Consider the following 16,584-nt stretch of genomic DNA (forward strand, 5'->3'; position numbering starts at 1 on the left):
CCCCGGACGCCCGCCGTCGGCCGCACGCCGCGGTCCTGCACCGGCTCCGCCAGCGTCGCCGAAGGAGTCCGCCACGCGATGGCCGCGCGCGCCGCCGCCAGGACGTCCTCCGGCAGGGGATCCAGCGACTCGAAGGCAAGCCGGACGCCCGCCATCAGCTCCTCGTCGGTCATGAGACGAGCCTCCGCAGCGCGTCCAGGCACCGCGCCCGCGTCGGCCCGACACTGCCGAGGGGGATGCCCAGGGCGGCGGCCAGCTCGGCGTGGCTCGGCGCGAGCGCGAACAGCCGCAGCAGCGTCCGGCAGCGGTGCGGCAGCGACTCCAGCGCCGCGCCCACCAGCCCCAGCCGCTCACGGCCCAGGACCACCCGGTCCGGTTCCGGTTCCGGCGCCCGCGGCGCGGGCACCAGCGGCCGGTCACGGCCACGCCGGCGCACCAGGCGCAGGCTCTCGTGCCGTGCCGTGGTCGCCAGCCAGCACGCCGTCGCGGACGGGTCCCGCAACCCGTCGATACGCTCCACCAACCGCAGCCACGTCGTCTGCACGACGTCACCGGAATCGGCATCGTTCAGCCCGTGCGAGCGGGCGATCGACCACAGCAGCCCGCTGTGCCGCTCGACCAGCCGGGCCCACGCGGCGCCGTCGCCGCCGCGGGCCCGGACCACCAGCTCGTCCGTGCCATCGTCCAACTGGGCCACCGAAGTCTCCTCCCGAGGCCCCCCGCGAATGTTGACTCTATGCCATTCCGGCATGACTCTGCGTAGGAAAATCACGAATCACCGGCCGCCGGGTACTTCTCACGAGCCGACGACGACACCGAGGCCCGGCAGGGACGGGTTCGCCTCCGGGTCCAGCACCCGGTCGGCCGCCTCGTCCGCGCCGATGCCCTCCGCCGCCGCGAGCCCGGCGATCCGCCCCGCCACCACCGGCGCGGCGAACGACGTCCCGCTCCAGGTGGCGTAGCCCCGGAAGTCGTCGGGATCGGTGCCCTCCACGGCCGGCCGCGTCCCGTTGAACCGGACGAAGGTACTGGTCACGTCCGCGCCCTGGGCGCACGCGTCCACCCACCAGCCGTGGTTGGAAAACCAGGCGCGGTCGCCGCCGTCCAGCGCCGCGACGCCGACCACCGGTTTCGCCGCCGCGGGCCAGAACGGCCGGTCGCCCGCGGTGTTGCCCGCGCAGGCCACCACGACCGTCCGGCGGCCCAGCGCGGCGAGCGCCCGCGCCAGCACCGGCGACGGCCGGTCGTCGAACGTGTGGCAGCCGAGTGAGATGTTCACGACATCGGCGCGCCGCCCGGCCAGCCACTCCAGCGCGCGGATGACGTCCAGCTCGTCGCCGACCCCGTCGCCGCCGATCACCCGCCGGGCCAGCAGCCGCGCGGTGGGCGCATGGCGCAGCACCATCCCCGCCACGAACGTCCCGTGCCCGGCCTGCGCGTCGAGGTCGAAGTCGAGATCGGCGTCCAGGACCTCCCGGACCTCGTCGCGCTGCTCCCGGAACCACTCCGCGTCCTCGTACCAGGGGTGCGGCGACAGGCCCGTGTCCAGCACCGCGACCGTCACCTCCCGCCGCGCCGCCGCCGCCTCTGGCGCCGGAAGGGGCTTCGCCGGACGCGGCAGATCCGCCGGACCGCTCCACCACATCGGCTGCCCGTGCACCAGATGGTTCGGCGACACGCTCAACCTGCGGCGCCGCGCGCTCCCGCCCGGCCCGCCGTCCCCGGCCAGCCTGCTCGCGAGCTCGCACACGTCCACCTTCGCCGCCGTGCGCAGCCGCAACCGCGTGACCGCGCGCCCGTCGTGCCGCGAATCACACCACCGCCGGACGGCGTCCTCCGCGTCCCCCGCGTCCCGCCCCGCGACGAGGATCTCGTCCCGGCGGACCAGCGCCGGGCGCCCCGGCACCGGCTCCACCACCATCGCGTCCGGATGCCGCGCCAGCACCCGCTCCACCCGCGCCTGCTGATCGAACATCGACCACCCTCCACTCACGGTGCCGGACTGAACACTCTAAGTGGCGGCCCGCGTTGCGCGCTTGGCCCACCGGACGGCCCCCGCGCGGGCTAGGGTTGACGGGCGGTGCCGGTGAACGTTGTGCATCGTGCGGTCAAGCGTTCAACAAACGCCGGCCTCACGGTGGTGCGACACGGGCCGATGATGCACAATGAGGGACGCGGACGCCGACTTGGGACGTACGAGGCCGTAGGGGAAGACGAGCCTCGGTACAGATCCAGGAGGTCCGGTGACCGCACGTGGCGTTTTCTACGTCCACTCCGCGCCGCCTGCGCTGAGCCCGCACATCGAGTGGGCCGCCGCAGGTGTTCTCGGTGTGCCCGTTTCCCTAGAGTGGGCCGATCAGCCGGCCGCGCCGGGAACGCTGCGCGCCGAACTCCATTGGGAGGGCAGGCCGGGCACCGCCGCGGGCATCACCTCCGCGCTGCGCAACTGGAAGCTCGTGCGGTTCGAAGCCACCGAGGACCCCACCCCCGGCACCGACGGCGTCCGCTTCAGCTTCACCCCCACCCTCGGCGTCTTCAGCGGCATCATCGGCGCCAACGGCGACATCATGATCCCCGAAGACCGCCTCCGCGCCGTCATGGCCAACGCCGCCCTCGGCAAGACCACCCTCGAAAACGAACTCGACCGCCTCCTGGGCACCCCCTGGGACAACGAACTGGAACCCTTCCGCCGCGCCGGCGACGGCGCCCCCGTCCGCTGGCTGCACGCTGCTGTGTAGATTTGCATTGCCCTTGGCGGTCAGGCGCTAGAGCGCCTTCCCTTCGGCGGGCAATGCGTGCGATCGCTGCATCGCTTCGACTCGCCCTGGGGGCTCGCTGCGCGATCAGATTTCTCGCAGGCTCGAAACCTGCCTTCGGACGCGATCGCGGGCGTTGGGGTCGTTGCGGGGTTGGTGTGCTGGCTGGGGTTGTGCGGGTAACGGGGCGTGCGTTAGTGCGAACGGCTGGGCTTACGGTCGCTGCGCGATCAGGTTTCTCGCTGCGCTCGTAACCTGGCTTCGGGCGCGATCGCGGATGTTGGGGTCGTTGCGGGGTTGGTGTGCTGGCTGGGGTTGTGCGGGTAACGGGGCGTGCGTTAGTGCGAACGGCTGGGCTTACGGTCGCTGCGCGATCAGGTTTCTCGCTGCGCTCGTAACCTGCCTTCGGGTGTCGTCGCGAACCTGGACGTCGTTGCGGGGTGGCTTGGCTGGGGTGGAAAAGAGAACCGGCCCGGTGGGGTGCCGGGCCGGTTCTCTGGGGTTCTTACAGGGCTCTTTGGAAGGCTACTGAGACGTTGTGGCCGCCGAAGCCGAAGGAGTTGTTCAGGGCTGCGGCGGGGCCGTCCGGGATCTTGCGGGGTTCGTCTCGGACGATGTCCAGGTCCACCTCGTCGTCGACGTCTTCCAGGTTGGCCACGAAGGGGATGAGGCCCTCCTTCAGGGCCAGGACCGTGAAGACCGACTCCAGGGCTCCGGCGCCGCCCAGCAGGTGGCCGGTCATCGACTTCGTGGCGGTGATGGCCGCCTTCGCGGCGGCCTCCTCGCCGAGGCCCGCCTTGATCGACGCCAGTTCGGCCACGTCGCCGGCCGGGGTCGAGGTGGCGTGGGCGTTGATGTGGATGATGTCCGCGGGCTCCAGGCCGGCGTCCTTCAGGGCGCGCTGCATCGCCTTCGCCTGGCCCGAGCCGCTCGGGTCGGGCAGGACGATGTCGAAGGCGTCGCCGGAGTAGCCGCAGCCGGCGGCGATGCCGTTGATCTGCGCGCCGCGGGCGCGGGCGTGCTCCTCGGACTCCAGGATCATCACGGCGGCGCCCTCACCGAGGACGAAGCCGTCGCGGTTCTTGTCGTACGGGCGGGACGCGCGCTCCGGCTCCTCGTTGCGGGTCGACATCGCGCGCATCGCGCCGAACGAGGCCATCTGGAGCGGGTGGATGCAGGACTCGGTGCCGCCGCAGATCACCACGTCGGCGCGGCCCGCGCGGATCATGTCGATGGCGTAGCCGACGGCCTCGCCGCTGGACGCGCAGGCGCTGACCAGGGCGTGCGAGCCGGCCATCGCGCCGAACTCGATGCCGACGTGCCCCGACGCGCCGTTCGGCATCAGCATCGGGACGGTGAAGGGCGAGACGCGCGACCAGCCCTTCTCCTTGTAGACGTCGTAGCTGTTCAGTGCGGTGTGCAGGCCGCCGATGCCGCTGGAGAACACCACGCCGAGCCGCTCGCCGTCCACGGTGAAGCCGCCCTCGACGCCGGACTGCTCCTCCGGCTTCTTGGCCTTGCGGGAGACGGGCGGGGCGAACCCGGCGTCCGTCCACGCCTCGCGGGCGGCGATCAGCGCGATCGCCTGGTTGCGGTCCAGCCGGCGCAGGGTCTGCTTCGGCATGACCTCCGACGGGTCGACCTTCAGCGTCCCGGCGAACCTGACGGGCAGGTCGTCGACGCCCTCCCAGTCCAGTTTCCGGACACCGGACTCTCCGGCGAGCAGGGCGGACCAGGTCGACGGAAGGTCACCGCCGAGTGGGGTCGTTGCACCGAGACCGGTCACGACGACTCTGGTCTGGCTCTGGCTCATGCTGGTGCTCCTTGCGGACTGTGGGGGTGCGGACCGGCGCGCCGCCGCCCGGTTACCTTCCGGTGCGGCGGCGCGCCGTCCCCGAGGTTCAGCTCTGCAGGTTCTGGACGAAGTTGACGACGTCCTTGACGGTCTTCAGGTTGCGCAGCTCGTCGTCGGGGATCTCGACGCCGAACTGGTCCTGCGCGGCCACCGCGATCTCCACCATCGACAGCGAGTCGATGTCGAGGTCGTCGATGAAGTTCTTGTCGGGGGTGACCTCCGACTTGTCGATCCCGACGATGTCATCGATGATCTCGGCGAGGCCGTCCAGGATCTGCTGTTCGGTGGCGACTGCCATGTTTCTGCTTTCTCCTTCGGTGGGTTGGTCCAGAGCCTGCGGGCAGGCGTGACGGCCTACGGGATCTGGATGACTTGGGCAGCGTAGGACAGTCCGGCGCCGAATCCGACCAGGAGGGCCGGTGCGCCGGACGGCACGTCGCCGCGTTCGATCATTCGGGACATCGCCAGCGGGATCGAGGCCGCCGAGGTGTTGCCCGAGTGCACGATGTCGTCGGCCACCACGGCGTTGGTGGCCTTGAGCTTGCGGGCGATCGCCTCGATGATGCGCAGGTTCGCCTGGTGCGGGACGACGGCGGCGAGGTCCTTCGGGGTGATGCCGGCGCGCTCGCACGCCTCGGCCGCGACCGGGGCGATCGCGGTGGTCGCCCAGCGGAACACCGCCTGGCCCTCCTGCCGGATGGAGGAGTGCCGGTCCTCGATGATGATCTTGTCGTACTTGTCGCCGGCGCTGCCCCACACGACCGGGCCGATGCCGGGCGAGTCGCTGGCGGTCACCACCGCGGCGCCCGCCCCGTCGGCGAAGATGATGCAGGTGGAGCGGTCGGTCCAGTCGACCCACTGGGACATCTTCTCCGCGCCGATGACCAGCACGCTGCGGGCGCTGCCGGCGCGGACCGCGGCGCTCGCGGTGGCGAGGGCGTAGCAGAAGCCGGCGCAGGCGGCGTTGAGGTCGAACGCGCCGGGCGCGTCGATGCCGAGCCGGTGCGCGATCTGCGCGGCGTGCCCCGGCATCGGCGACTCGGCCGAGCAGGTCGCCAGGATGACCAGGTCGATGTCGGACGGGGAGAGCCCGCTGCCCGCCAGGGCCTTGCCGCCCGCGTGGACGCCGAGCTCGACGATGCCCTCGTCGTCGCCGGCGATGCGGCGCTCGGCGATGCCGACGCGGCTGCGGATCCACGCGTCGTCGGTCTCGACGGTCTGCGCGAGGTCGTCGTTGGTGACGACGCGGGTGGGCCGGTAGTCGCCGAACGCGAGGACGCGGGCGCCGGGCGCCGCCTCGGGAATGGTCAGCGCCCCGGTCATGACGTGTGCGCCTTGATCAGGTCGCGGGCCTTGTCGAGGTCCGCGGGGGTCTTGAGGGCGACGAGCTCCACGCCCTTCAGCTCGCGGCGGGCGAGGCCGGCCAGCGTGCCGGCGGGCGGCAGCTCGATGATCGCGGTGACGCCGAGCTCCCGCATCGTGTCCATGCAGGCGTCCCAGCGGACGGGGGCGCTGACCTGCTCGACCAGCCGGTCGACGAAGTCGGCGCCGGACGCGACGACGGCGCCGTCGCGGTTCTGCAGGAGCCGCGGGCGCGGGTCGGCGACGGACATTCCGGGCGCGAGACGGCGCAGGGCGCCGACGGCGGGCGCCATGTGCTCGGTGTGGAACGCCCCGGCGACGGAGAGGGCGCGCAGCCGCGCCTTCGCGGGCGGCTCCTCGGCGAACGCGGCGAGGCGCTCCGCCGTCCCGGCGGCGACGATCTGGCCGGCGCCGTTCACGTTGGCGGGGGTGAGGCCGTGCTCGTCGATGGCGGCCAGGACCTCGTCGGTGTCGCCGCCGAGGACCGCGGTCATCCCGGTCTCGGTGACGGCGGCGGCCTCGGCCATCGCCCGGCCCCGCTCGCGGACGAGGACCAGCGCGGCCTCGGGGGACAGCACGCCGGAGATCGCGGCGGCGGCCAGCTCGCCGACGCTGTGCCCGGCGACGGCGTCGGGGCCGCGGTCGGTGCCCTCGTAGAGGACCTCGTAGGCGGCGAGCGCGGCGGCGACCAGCAGCGGCTGCGCGACGGCGGTGTCGCGGATCTCCTCGGCGTCGGCCTCCGTGCCGTAGCGGACCAGGTCGAGACCCGTGACGGCCGACCACCAGGTGAGGCGGTCGGCGACTCCGGGTATCTCAAGCCATGGCTGCAGGAAGCCGGGGGTCTGGGCGCCCTGGCCGGGCGATGCGAGGAGAATCACGGCCACCAGCCTGCCGCCAACCGCCGACTCCCACGATGCGGAACAGCACGAAGTTTGGTCGAGACGCTTTGTAAGACCTCTACAAGACGGCCGTCATCAGCGGGTTTGGAACCGTCCCAGGACCAGGGCGATGCGGAGGGTGAACGCGTTGCGGCCGTCCGTGGGTGCGAGGCCGGTCAGCTCGGCGACGCGGCGGAGCCGGTAGCGGACCGTGTTCGGGTGCACGAACAGCAGCCGCGCCGTGGCCTCCAGCGACGAGCCCTGTTCGAGGTAGGTGGTGAGGGTGTCGAGGAGCGGGGCGCCCGCGGCGAGCATCGGGTTGTAGACGTTCTCCACCAGGTGCCGGCGGGCGTCGTCGTCACCGTCGAGGGCCCGCTCGGGCAGCAGCTCGGTCGCCAGGACGGGACGCGGCGCGTCCGGCCAGCCGGCGGCGGCGCGGAGCCCGGCCACGGCGGCCTGCGCCGAGCGGGTCGAGTCGTACAGGTCGCCGACCTGCGGGCCGACGACCACCGGGCCGGGGCCGCACTTCGCCGCGATCGGGCGGGCCGCCTCCAGGGGGTCGGCGTCGCCGCCCATGATGACGATGACGCGGTGCCCCTGGACGCCGGCCAGCACGTCGGCGCGCGCGCGGCGTGCGGCGATCTGCATCTGGTCGATGGTGACCTCGGGCTCCTCGTCCTCCGGCGTGAACCCCGCGATGACCGTGACGGGCTTGGACGTCCAGCCGAGGGCCGCCGCCCAGGAGTGCATCCCGTCGTCGACCTCGCCGCGCAGCACCGCGTTGACGACGAGGGCCTCCAGGCGGGCGTCCCACGCGGCGCGCGTCTCGGCGGCGCGGGCGTACACCTGGGCGGCACCGAACGCGACGTCCCGCGTGTAGCGCAGGATCGCCTCGCGGAGCTGGGCCTCGCCGCCGGGCGCGGCGAGCTCGCTCAGCCGGGTCTCCACCACGTCGATGATGACGCGGATCATGTCGATCGTGTGGTGCAGCTTGATCGCGCGGAGCAGCTCGCGCGGTGCGGTGCCGAACACCTCGCCCGCGATGGCCGGACGGGTCGCCTCGTTGTTCTTGAACCACTCGACGAACGCCGCGATGCCCGCCTGGGCGACGAGGCCGATCCAGGAGCGCTGGTCGGGCGGCATCCGCCGGAACCAGGGGAGGTGCTCCTCCATGCTGTTGAGGGCCGCGGTGCCGAACGTCCCCATGGCCTTTTCGAGGCGCTGGGTGGTCTGCTCGCGGATTTCGGCGTCGGTCGCGGTGTCCACCACCCCAGGGTGCCACCAAGGCGGGGGTGAACCGTCCTCAAGTGAGGGATCCGTGTCAGTGCGGAGTGACATCGGTGGCCCGTCCGAGCGCGATGGCGGTGCGGTTGCGGAGAAACGCCGGGGTCCGCGGTGGGATCGGCTTGCGTGGCGGCATCGCCCGTCTTTCTACCACCCGAGATCGTCCGGCCGGTCGCGGTCGCTGCCCGGGTTCAGGGGGCTTTTCGCGACATGTACGGCGCCGTGATCGCGTCGCCGGTGTGGTCCGCGTCACGTCCGGAACGGCGCGGCCCCTCGAACTCGCGGACCATCGTCCACAGGGCGGCGAGCGCGACGGCGTAGACCGGCAGCCACGGCAGCCGCTCGAAGATCCAGCCGGGCCGGTCGGGCGCGGTGTGCAGGCCCGGCAGGCGCCCGTACAGGAGCAGCGCGCCGACCGTCACCGCCAGCAGCGCCGTCTGGTGCCAGAGGAAGATCGTCATGGCGGAGCGGTTGGCCGCGGACACCGCCGCGCCTACCCGGGCGTGTCGCGTCCAGCGGGTCAGCGGGCCGTGGAGGAGGAGCGCCAGGCCCGCCTGGGCGATGCCGAACGCGACGGCGGCGAGGGTCGGCGGGCTGAGGTTGGACACCTCCGCCCCCGGCACGCCGACCATGCTGGCCGGGTATCCGGCGAATAGGATCAGCAGGGCGGTCGCCGCGGCGCCCCAGCTCAGCAGGACGACCCCGGACCGGCGGGAGCCGAGCGCGCCCGCCGCCCAGCCGATGCCGAGGTAGAACGGGACGAGCCAGCCGGTGAGGACGGTCGCCCAGCCCGTCCACCCGGGCATGCCGAGCGCGAACCGGCCGAGGTCGACGGCGGCGGTCGCGGCGACGAGAAGGACGGCGCCCCACAGGCCGAGCCGGTTCCAGACGGCCGCGATGAGCGGGGTCGCCGCCGTCAGCACGACGTAGACGGCGAGGAACCACAGCGGGCTCAGGACGAGTTCGACCAGCGTGCGGATGGTGTCCGCCGAGAGGCCCGCCCAGGCCAGCGCGGCCGAGACGGGAAGCCAGGCGGCGAGCAGGATGGGGAGGGGGCGGGCGAACCGGGCCAGGCGCCGCCGGAGCCTCGGCGTCCACGGCTCGCCGGGACGCGAACCCTTCCCCGCCGCGTATCCGCCGACCAGGAAGAAGACGGCGAGGGTCTGCAGCACCCAGGAGATCGGGGCCAGTTCCGGCATCGTCTTCAGCGGGCTGGTGACCCGCAACCGCGTGCCGGAGCCGTCCGCGACGAAGGCGGTGACCAGCCAGTGGCCGAGCACGACGCCGAGGATCGCGAACGCGCGCAGCGCGTCCACGGCGCCGTCGCGTTTCGCGGGTCTTGTCGCCGCGGGTACGGGCGATTCAGGCACGGGTGACCTCCGAGGGGCGGCCGAGGGCGATGAGAGCGAGGTTCCGCAGCGCCGCCGAGCCGGGCCGCAGGTAGCCGCTGTGGGCGCCCGCGCCCGCGTCGAAGCGCAGCGCGCCGAAGCGGGCCGAGACGGGATCGGTGCCGAAGCCGAGGCCGGCGAAGCGGATGTCCGGTACGAACCGCATCCAGTCGCCGGTCGAGCGGCCCGCCCACACGCGCGCGGGCGTGCCGATGTCGGCGGCGCTGTCCGCCGTGGTGCCGGGGCTGCCGTACAGGGCGATGTCGTCCACCGGCAGCGGCGCGAGCGGCCGTGCCGCCTTGACGCACACCACCGAGCCGTAGCTGTGGCACAGCAGCGCGAACCGCGCGTGTCCGTTCACGCGGTGGACGCCGGTGACGAGGCGTTCGAGGGCGCGGGCGCCGTCCGCGGCGCCTCCGGCCGTCAGGACGCGGGTGCTCGTCATCGACGGCGACGCGTAGCCGAGCCAGGCGATCACCGCGATCCGCGCGCCGGGCGTGGCGGCGCGGGCCCGCCGGTAGAGCGCGCGGCCGTCACCGCCGGCGAACTTGGGGTCGTCGTAGTTGGCCAGCGTGTTGTCCGCGCCGGGCACCACGACGGCGACGCGGTCGGCGCGCCGCAGGTCGCCGATGACCTCGACGGCACGTCCGTCGCCGCGCGGGTCGAAGGACAGGAACCGCCTCTCTCCGGCGAGGAACGACGCCAGGACGCGCGCCCGGTCGTCGTCGTGGAACCGCCGCGCGGTGTCCAGCGCCCGCTCGATCTCCTGCCGGGTCGCCTGGAACCGGGTGTCGAGGGACGCGGCCGACAGTTCCGGCAGCGGACGCGGGGCCGCGTACACGTCGCCGTGGCGGGCGGCGGCGCTCGTCGACCCGGCCGCCACGAGGGCGAGCACGGCGGCCGTGGTCTTGCGGACGCGGGTCATCCGGGACGTCCCTCCTGGAAGCGGACTGCACTGTCCAGGACGCTAGGAATCGGACGCGGTAGAGCAGATCAACCGACGGTGCGATCTTGCGGTGTGCGACCCCGGTATCAGCCGGGGCAGTCACAGGGATCAGTCGCCGGGGCGGACCAGCCCGACCTCGTAGGCGTAGACGATCGCCTGCGGCCGGTCGCGCAGCCCGAGCTTCATCAGGATCCGCCCGAAATGCGTCTTGACGGTCTGCTCGGCGACGACCAGCTCCCCGGCGATCTCGCCGTTGGACAGCCCGCGCGCCACCAGCGTCAGGACCTCGCTCTCCCGCTCGGTCAGCTCCTGCAGCCGCTTGCGGGCCGGCGACCTGCGCGCCCCGAGCCGGGAGAACTCGGCGATGAGCCGCCGGGTGATCGACGGGGACAGCAGCGCGTCGCCCGCGGCCACGACGCGCACGGCGTCCGCCAGCTCGGTCGCGGAGGCGTCCTTCAGCAGGAACCCGCTGGCCCCGGCCCGCAGCGCCTCGTAGACGTAATCGTCCAGGTCGAACGTGGTGAGCATGAGGACCTTCGGGGCGCCGTCGGCCGCGGGCCCGGCCGGGTCCGCCGTGCCGTCGCCCAGGATCCGGCGGGTCGCCTCCAGACCGTCCATCACCGGCATCCGGACGTCCATCAGCACCACGTCCGGCCGCAGCTCGGCGACGCGGCGCAGCGCCTCCTCGCCGTTGACCGCCTCGCCGACGACCTCGATGTCCGGCTGGGCGTTCAGCAGCACGCCGAACCCGGTGCGCACCATGCCCTGGTCGTCGGCGATGACGACGCGCACGGGCCTCTCGACGGTCACGGCCGCTCCAGGGCGTCCACGGGCAGGTTGGCGGTCACGGCGAATCCTCCCTCTGGCGTGGGCCGCGCGGTCAGCTCGCCGCCGAGCGCCGCGGCCCGTTCCCGCATCCCGACGAGCCCGTGCCCGCCGCCCGGCAGCGGCGTGCCGGGCGCCCGCCCGCCGCCGCGGGCACCGTCGAGTGCGCCGGGCGGCCCGTTGACGACGCCGAGCCACACTATTGCCTCATCGCGCGACACTTCGACGTTCACCCGCGATCCCGGCGCGTGCCGCATCACGTTGCTCAGCGCCTCCTGCAGGATCCGGAACGCGGTGAGCCCCACGCCCGGCGGGAGGCCGGCGAGGTCGCCGTCCAGGAACGTCTCCACGTGCAGGCCCGCCCCGCGCGCGTTGGCGATCAGCTCGTCCAGCCGGTCCAGGCTCGGCTGCGGGGCGGTCTCGGCGCCGTCCTCCGCGCGCAGGACGCCGAGGATGCGCCGCATCTCGGTCAGCGCGTCCAGCGCCGTCCCGCGGATCTCGGCGAGGTCGCGGCGCGTCTCCTCCGGGAGCGACTCGACCTTGTAGGGCGCCGCCTCCGCCTGGATCGCGATCATCGACATGTGGTGCGCGACGACGTCGTGCATCTCCCGCGCGATCCGCTGCCGCTCGGTCAGCACCGCCTCGGCGTCCTGGTGCCGCCGCTCCTGCTCGGCCAGTTCCCGCCGGGACGTCCGCCGGACCCGGACGGCGTAGCCGACCGCCAGCGGCACCAGGAGCAGCATCGACGCACCGGGGGCCGAGTCCGCGTCCTTGATCCACACACCGGCGAACGACAGGACCGCGACGCCCAGCGTGATGTCGCGCGAGCAGCGCACCGTCACCGTGTAGACGCACATCAGCGCGGCGAACGCCCCGCCTTCGGTGTACTCGATGCCGGCCGGCCACGGGCTGACGCTGAACACGGCCAGTGCCGCGAAGCTCATCCGCCACGCCGCCAGCGGATGCCGTTCGCGCAGCGCCAGCGGCGCGGTCAGCATGACCGCGAGCAGCAGGGCGGTGCCGTCGCCGGGGTAGTCCGCCGCCTGGGCGCGCACGGGCTCCCGCAGCATGGAGCTCGTCCCGCCGGTGAACAGGATGGTGAGGGCGATCCAGAACAGGTTCGCCACCAGCCCGAACGGCAGCCGGCCGATGCCGAGGAAGCGCGTCCACCGCAGCCCCGCCGGCCACGGCCGGTCGAGCGGCGGCGCGGGTTCGGCGCGCCCGGTCAGCGCGGCGGCGACGATCCCGTTCCCCAGCACCGCGCGCAACAGGTTCGGCTCGTCCTCGGACTCGTTCCCGGCCATGCCGCCCAGGCTAGGGATCCGGCGGCCGTCCCGGATGACACCGTGGTGGGACACCGCCGTCATACCCGGGTACGGTGCGGGACGTGGAGCCCGTCGAAGCGCTGCGCCGCATCGCGTTCCTGCTGGAGCGCGCCCACGAGCCGACCTACCGCGTGCGGGCGTTCCGCACCGCCGCCGGCGTCGCCGAGCAGACGCCGCCGGAGGAGCTCGCCACCCGCGCCCGCGAGGGCACGCTGACCGCCCTGCCCGGCGTCGGCAAGGTCACCGCTCTGGTGATCGAGGAGGCGCTGCGCGGCGAGACGCCCGTCTACCTGCGCCGGCTGGAGGCCACCGAGGGGGAGCCGCCGGACGAGGCCGCCGCCGCGCTGCGCTCCGCGCTGAAGGGCGACCTGCACACCCACAGCGACTGGTCGGACGGCGGCTCACCCATCCGGGAGATGGCGGAGACGGCGCGCTCCCTCGGGCACGAGTACCTGGCCCTCACCGACCACTCCCCGCGCCTCAAGGTCGCCAACGGCCTGTCCCCGGACCGGCTCCGCCGCCAGCTCGACGTGGTCGCCGAGCTCAACGAGGAGCTGGCGCCGTTCCGCATCCTGACCGGTATAGAGGTCGACATCCTGGACGACGGCACCCTCGACCAGGATCCCGGGCTCCTCGACCGGCTGGACGTGGTCGTCGCCAGCGTCCACTCCAAGCTGCGCATGGAGCGCGTCCCCATGACCGAGCGGATGGTCAAGGCCATCGCGAACCCGCGCGTGAACGTCCTCGGCCACTGCACCGGACGCATCGTCAAGGCGGGCGGCAGGCGGGGCGGGCTGCGTCCCGAGTCGGAGTTCGACGCCGCGCTCGTCTTCGACGCCTGCGCCGCCTACGACGTCGCCGTGGAGATCAACTCCCGGCCGGAGCGGCTCGACCCGCCGAAGCGGCTGCTCCGCCTCGCCGTCGAGGCGGGCTGCCGCTTCTCGATCGACTCCGACGCCCACGCGCCCGGCCAGCTGGACTGGCAGCACTTCGGCTGCGAGCGGGCCGCCCGGTGCGGGGTCCCCGCGTCCCGGGTCGTCAACACCCTCCCCGCCGGCGACCTGGTCGCGTGGGCGCGCGCCGGGTCGTAGCGTCCCGCGGCGCGGAACGCGGACCTCAGCCCTTGGCCTGCTCGATCCGGACCATGTTGCCGGACGGGTCGCGGAACGCGCAGTCGCGCGGGCCCCAGGGCTGCTCGATGGGCTCCTGGAGGACCTCGGCGCCCTGCACGCCGCGCACGCGCTCGAACGTCGCGTCGAGGTCGTCGGTGCTGAAGATGGCCATCGGCAGGACGCCCTTGGTCAGCAGCTCCTGCAGCGCGTCGCCGTCGGCCTGCGAGCGGCCGGCGTGCGGCTGCGACAGGACGATGGCGGCGCCCGGCCGTGCCGGGTCGCCGAGCGTGACCCAGCGGAACTCACCGTAGGGGACGTCGTTCAGGACTTCCATGCCGAGCCCGTCGCGGTAGAAGGCGAGGGATTCGTCCAGGTCGTTGACCGTGATGTGGCAGTACCGGATTGCTGTCGTCATGCGGCCAACGTTAGGCGGCGGCGGTGCGGCCCGCTTCTCCATTCCCGCTCGGGCGGTTCCGCGTCGGGCGGGTGTTCACCTTGGCGACGCAGGCGGGCACCGCCGCCATCGCGCTGTGCTCGCGGGCGCGGTACGCGCTCGGCGTCTCCCCGACGATCTCGGTGAACCGGGAGCTGAACGAGCCGAGCGAGGTACATCCGACCGCCATGCACGCGTCGGTCACGCTCGTGCCCGCGCGCAGCAGCGCCATCGCCCGCTCGATCCGGCGGGTCATCAGGTAGCTGTACGGCGTCTCGCCGTAGGCCGCCCGGAACCGCCGCGAGAAGTGCGCCGGGGACATCAGCGCGCGGCGCGCCATCGTCGGCACGTCCAGCGGCTGCGCGTAGTCGCGGTCGATGAGGTCCCGGGCGCGGCGCAGGTGAGCGAGATCGGCGAGCTCTTGCGGCGTCATGGATCCGACGCTACCACCCGCCCATGACATGCCGCTCACCTGCGCGGACGTCGTTACGGCGCGGTCAGAGGACGAGGGAGGAGTCGCCCGTGGGGGCCGGGGAGGGCGGTACTCGGCAAGGGAGGGCGGCCGTCCCGGGGCCACGGATCCGGTGCGGAGACGGTGGGGGGAACGACATCGATTCCCATTCACCCGTCCGGCATCCCGAACCCGGTTCTCTGCGGCTACGGTTGCCTTCCAAGATCGCCAAGCCCGCGAGGGGTACCGATGACCGAGATCACGCATCGCTTCGTCCGCTCGGACAGTGGCCTGCGCATGCACGTGGCCGAGGCCGGCGAAGGGCCGCTCGTGCTGCTCCTGCACGGCTTCCCGGAGTGCTGGTACTCCTGGCGGCACCAGCTCGTCGCGCTCGCCGAGGCGGGTTTCCACGCCGTCGCCCCCGACCAGCGCGGCTACGCCCGGACGGGCGGCCCGGCGGAGGCGCGCGAGTACTCCCTCCTGCACCTGGTCGGCGACGTCATCGGGCTCCTGCGCCCGCTCGGCGCGGACCGCGCCGTCGTGGCCGGCCACGACTGGGGCGCCCCCGTCGCCTGGGCCACCGCGCAGATGCGCCCGGACAAGGTGCGCGGCGTGATCGGGATGTCGGTCCCGCACCGCCCGCGCAGCAGCAGGCCGCCGGTCGAGTCCATGCGCCGCCTGTTCGGCGAGGGCTTCTACATGGTCCGCTTCCAGGAGCCGGACGCGCCGGAGGCCGAACTCGACCGGGACAGGGCCGCCACGTTCCGCCGGATGCTGTACGCGATGTCCGGTGACGGCCCGACCCCCGCGCTCGTCTCCCCCGAGGGCGGCGGCTTCCTGGACGTCCTCCCGGACCCGGAGAAGCTGCCCGCCTGGCTCACCGCCGACGACATCGCGACCTACGTCGAGGAGTACGCCGACAGCCGCTTCACCGGCCCGGTCAACTGGTACCGCAACCTCGACCGCAACTGGGAGCTGACCGCGGCCTGGCACCGCGCCCCGATCGGCCCGCCCGCGCTGTTCATCGCCGGCGACCGCGACATCGTCTCGGTCGGCGCCAGCCAGGTCATCGACTCCATGACCGACTTCGTCCCGAACCTCCGCGAGCGCGTCTGGCTGGAGGGCTGCGGCCACTGGACGCAACAGGAACGCCCCACCGAGGTGAACGAAGCGATGCTCACCTTCCTCAACGCCCTCTAAACGCCCCCACCGACTCCGTTGACTTGCGGCGTGTTGCCCTTATGGACCGCTCCATAAGGGCAACACGCCGCAAGTCAACGAGTCTCGACCGGGCCTCGGCGGGAATGTCGTAGGTGGGGCGTACGGTCGGCTCGTGAATCGCACCGACCGCCTGTACGCCCTGGTGGAGGAGTTGCGCGCCTGCGCGCCGCGTCGGCTCGCCGCGCGGGAGCTGGCCGCGCGGTACGAGGTGAGCGTCCGCACGATCGAGCGCGACATCAGCGCGCTCCAGCAGGCCGGAGTGCCGATCTTCGCGGACGTCGGCCGCGGCGGCGGCTACACGCTCGACAAGAGCCGCACGCTGCCGCCGCTGAACTTCACCCCCGCCGAGGCCGTCGCCGTCGCGATCACCCTGTCCCGCGCGGGCGGCTCGCCGTACTCCCGCTCCGCCCGCACCGCCCTGCACAAGATCGTCGCCGCGATGTCGGCGGACGACGGCGCCTCGGCCCGCGAACTCGCCGCCCGCATCCGCATCCTCGGCCCCGCCGCAGACGACGACCGGGCCGTGCCCGCCGTGCTGGAGGAGGCGGTCCTGACCCGCCGGGTGGTCCGCCTCACCTACGTCGACGGGTCGGGCACCGAGACCGAACGCGACGTCGAGCCCGTCACGTTCACGGCGTCCGGCCAGGGCTGGTACCTGACCGCCTGGTGCCGCCTGCGCGGCGGCCGCCGCGTGTTCCGCACCGACCGCGTCCGCCGCGCCGCCCTCCTGGAGGAGACCGCCCCCGAC

General features: G+C 73.3%; 17 protein-coding genes. 4 read left to right on the plus strand and 13 right to left on the minus strand.

Going from position 1 to position 16,584, the window contains the following annotated elements; all coding sequences use genetic code 11:
• Window positions 1-169 precede the first annotated feature (169 nt).
• The gene (locus E1200_RS19755; protein WP_243708698.1) at window positions 170-697 is read right to left on the minus strand and encodes a sigma-70 family RNA polymerase sigma factor; all 528 of its coding nucleotides are present in this window, start codon (window positions 695-697) and stop codon (window positions 170-172) included.
• A 99-nt stretch (window positions 698-796) separates the two neighbouring features.
• Window positions 797-1,975 (minus strand): S8/S53 family peptidase, encoded by a 1,179-nt coding sequence (locus E1200_RS19760; protein ID WP_131953526.1) that lies wholly within the window; start codon window positions 1,973-1,975, stop codon window positions 797-799.
• A 268-nt stretch (window positions 1,976-2,243) separates the two neighbouring features.
• Between E1200_RS19760 and E1200_RS19765 the strand changes: the two genes are divergently transcribed.
• Complete coding sequence (locus tag E1200_RS19765; RefSeq protein ID WP_131953527.1) at window positions 2,244-2,738, plus strand: DUF3145 domain-containing protein; 495 nt, start codon at window positions 2,244-2,246, stop codon at window positions 2,736-2,738.
• A 523-nt stretch (window positions 2,739-3,261) separates the two neighbouring features.
• Here the strand turns inward: E1200_RS19765 and E1200_RS19770 are convergent.
• The 9 genes from E1200_RS19770 to E1200_RS19810 all read right to left on the minus strand — a co-directional run bounded on the left by E1200_RS19770 (window position 3,262) and on the right by E1200_RS19810 (window position 12,598).
• Window positions 3,262-4,569 carry a beta-ketoacyl-[acyl-carrier-protein] synthase family protein gene (locus E1200_RS19770; protein WP_131953528.1) on the minus strand — a complete coding sequence of 436 codons (1,308 nt, stop codon included), beginning with the start codon at window positions 4,567-4,569 and terminating at the stop codon, window positions 3,262-3,264.
• A gap of 88 nt (window positions 4,570-4,657) precedes the next feature.
• Window positions 4,658-4,909 carry an acyl carrier protein gene (locus E1200_RS19775; RefSeq protein ID WP_131953529.1) on the minus strand — a complete coding sequence of 84 codons (252 nt, stop codon included), beginning with the start codon at window positions 4,907-4,909 and terminating at the stop codon, window positions 4,658-4,660.
• 56 nt (window positions 4,910-4,965) lie between these two features.
• Window positions 4,966-5,934 carry a beta-ketoacyl-ACP synthase III gene (locus tag E1200_RS19780; protein ID WP_207933441.1) on the minus strand — a complete coding sequence of 323 codons (969 nt, stop codon included), beginning with the start codon at window positions 5,932-5,934 and terminating at the stop codon, window positions 4,966-4,968.
• Entirely contained in the window at window positions 5,931-6,851 is a 921-nt protein-coding gene (locus E1200_RS19785; RefSeq protein WP_131953530.1) for an ACP S-malonyltransferase, read from the minus strand. The genes E1200_RS19780 and E1200_RS19785 overlap by 4 nt, the downstream gene beginning before the upstream one ends.
• 96 nt (window positions 6,852-6,947) lie before the next feature.
• Window positions 6,948-8,117 (minus strand): helix-turn-helix domain-containing protein, encoded by a 1,170-nt coding sequence (locus E1200_RS19790; RefSeq protein ID WP_243708699.1) that lies wholly within the window; start codon window positions 8,115-8,117, stop codon window positions 6,948-6,950.
• A 209-nt stretch (window positions 8,118-8,326) separates the two neighbouring features.
• Window positions 8,327-9,505, minus strand: a complete 1,179-nt coding sequence (locus E1200_RS19795) for an acyltransferase (RefSeq protein ID WP_243708700.1) — start codon at window positions 9,503-9,505, stop codon at window positions 8,327-8,329.
• A complete protein-coding gene (locus tag E1200_RS19800) occupies window positions 9,498-10,448 on the minus strand; it encodes an alpha/beta hydrolase (RefSeq protein ID WP_131953532.1) in 951 nt (316 codons plus the stop codon). Before E1200_RS19800 ends, E1200_RS19795 begins: the two co-directional genes overlap by 8 nt.
• Before the next feature lie 129 nt (window positions 10,449-10,577).
• Window positions 10,578-11,279, minus strand: a complete 702-nt coding sequence (locus E1200_RS19805; RefSeq protein ID WP_279484684.1) for a response regulator transcription factor — start codon at window positions 11,277-11,279, stop codon at window positions 10,578-10,580.
• Window positions 11,276-12,598, minus strand: coding sequence for a sensor histidine kinase (locus tag E1200_RS19810; RefSeq protein ID WP_131953533.1), 1,323 nt, complete (start codon window positions 12,596-12,598; stop codon window positions 11,276-11,278). Before E1200_RS19810 ends, E1200_RS19805 begins: the two co-directional genes overlap by 4 nt.
• Window positions 12,599-12,681: 83 nt before the next feature.
• On the opposite strand from E1200_RS19810, the gene E1200_RS19815 reads away from it, so the two are divergent.
• Entirely contained in the window at window positions 12,682-13,710 is a 1,029-nt protein-coding gene (locus E1200_RS19815) for a PHP domain-containing protein (protein ID WP_207933442.1), read from the plus strand.
• A gap of 25 nt (window positions 13,711-13,735) precedes the next feature.
• On the opposite strand, the gene E1200_RS19820 is transcribed toward E1200_RS19815, so the two are convergent.
• Entirely contained in the window at window positions 13,736-14,146 is a 411-nt protein-coding gene (locus E1200_RS19820) for a VOC family protein (RefSeq protein ID WP_131953535.1), read from the minus strand.
• A gap of 10 nt (window positions 14,147-14,156) precedes the next feature.
• Window positions 14,157-14,597 (minus strand): helix-turn-helix transcriptional regulator, encoded by a 441-nt coding sequence (locus tag E1200_RS19825; RefSeq protein ID WP_131953536.1) that lies wholly within the window; start codon window positions 14,595-14,597, stop codon window positions 14,157-14,159.
• A gap of 267 nt (window positions 14,598-14,864) precedes the next feature.
• On the opposite strand from E1200_RS19825, the gene E1200_RS19830 reads away from it, so the two are divergent.
• Together E1200_RS19830 and E1200_RS19835 are read left to right on the plus strand one after the other, a co-directional pair.
• Entirely contained in the window at window positions 14,865-15,815 is a 951-nt protein-coding gene (locus E1200_RS19830; RefSeq protein ID WP_131953537.1) for an alpha/beta hydrolase, read from the plus strand.
• Window positions 15,816-15,948: 133 nt separating this feature from the next.
• The coding region (locus E1200_RS19835; protein ID WP_131953538.1) for a YafY family protein at window positions 15,949-16,584 on the plus strand (636 nt) is incomplete at its 3' end.

This window comes from Actinomadura sp. GC306 (genome assembly GCF_004348665.1).
Classification (GTDB): domain Bacteria; phylum Actinomycetota; class Actinomycetes; order Streptosporangiales; family Streptosporangiaceae; genus Spirillospora.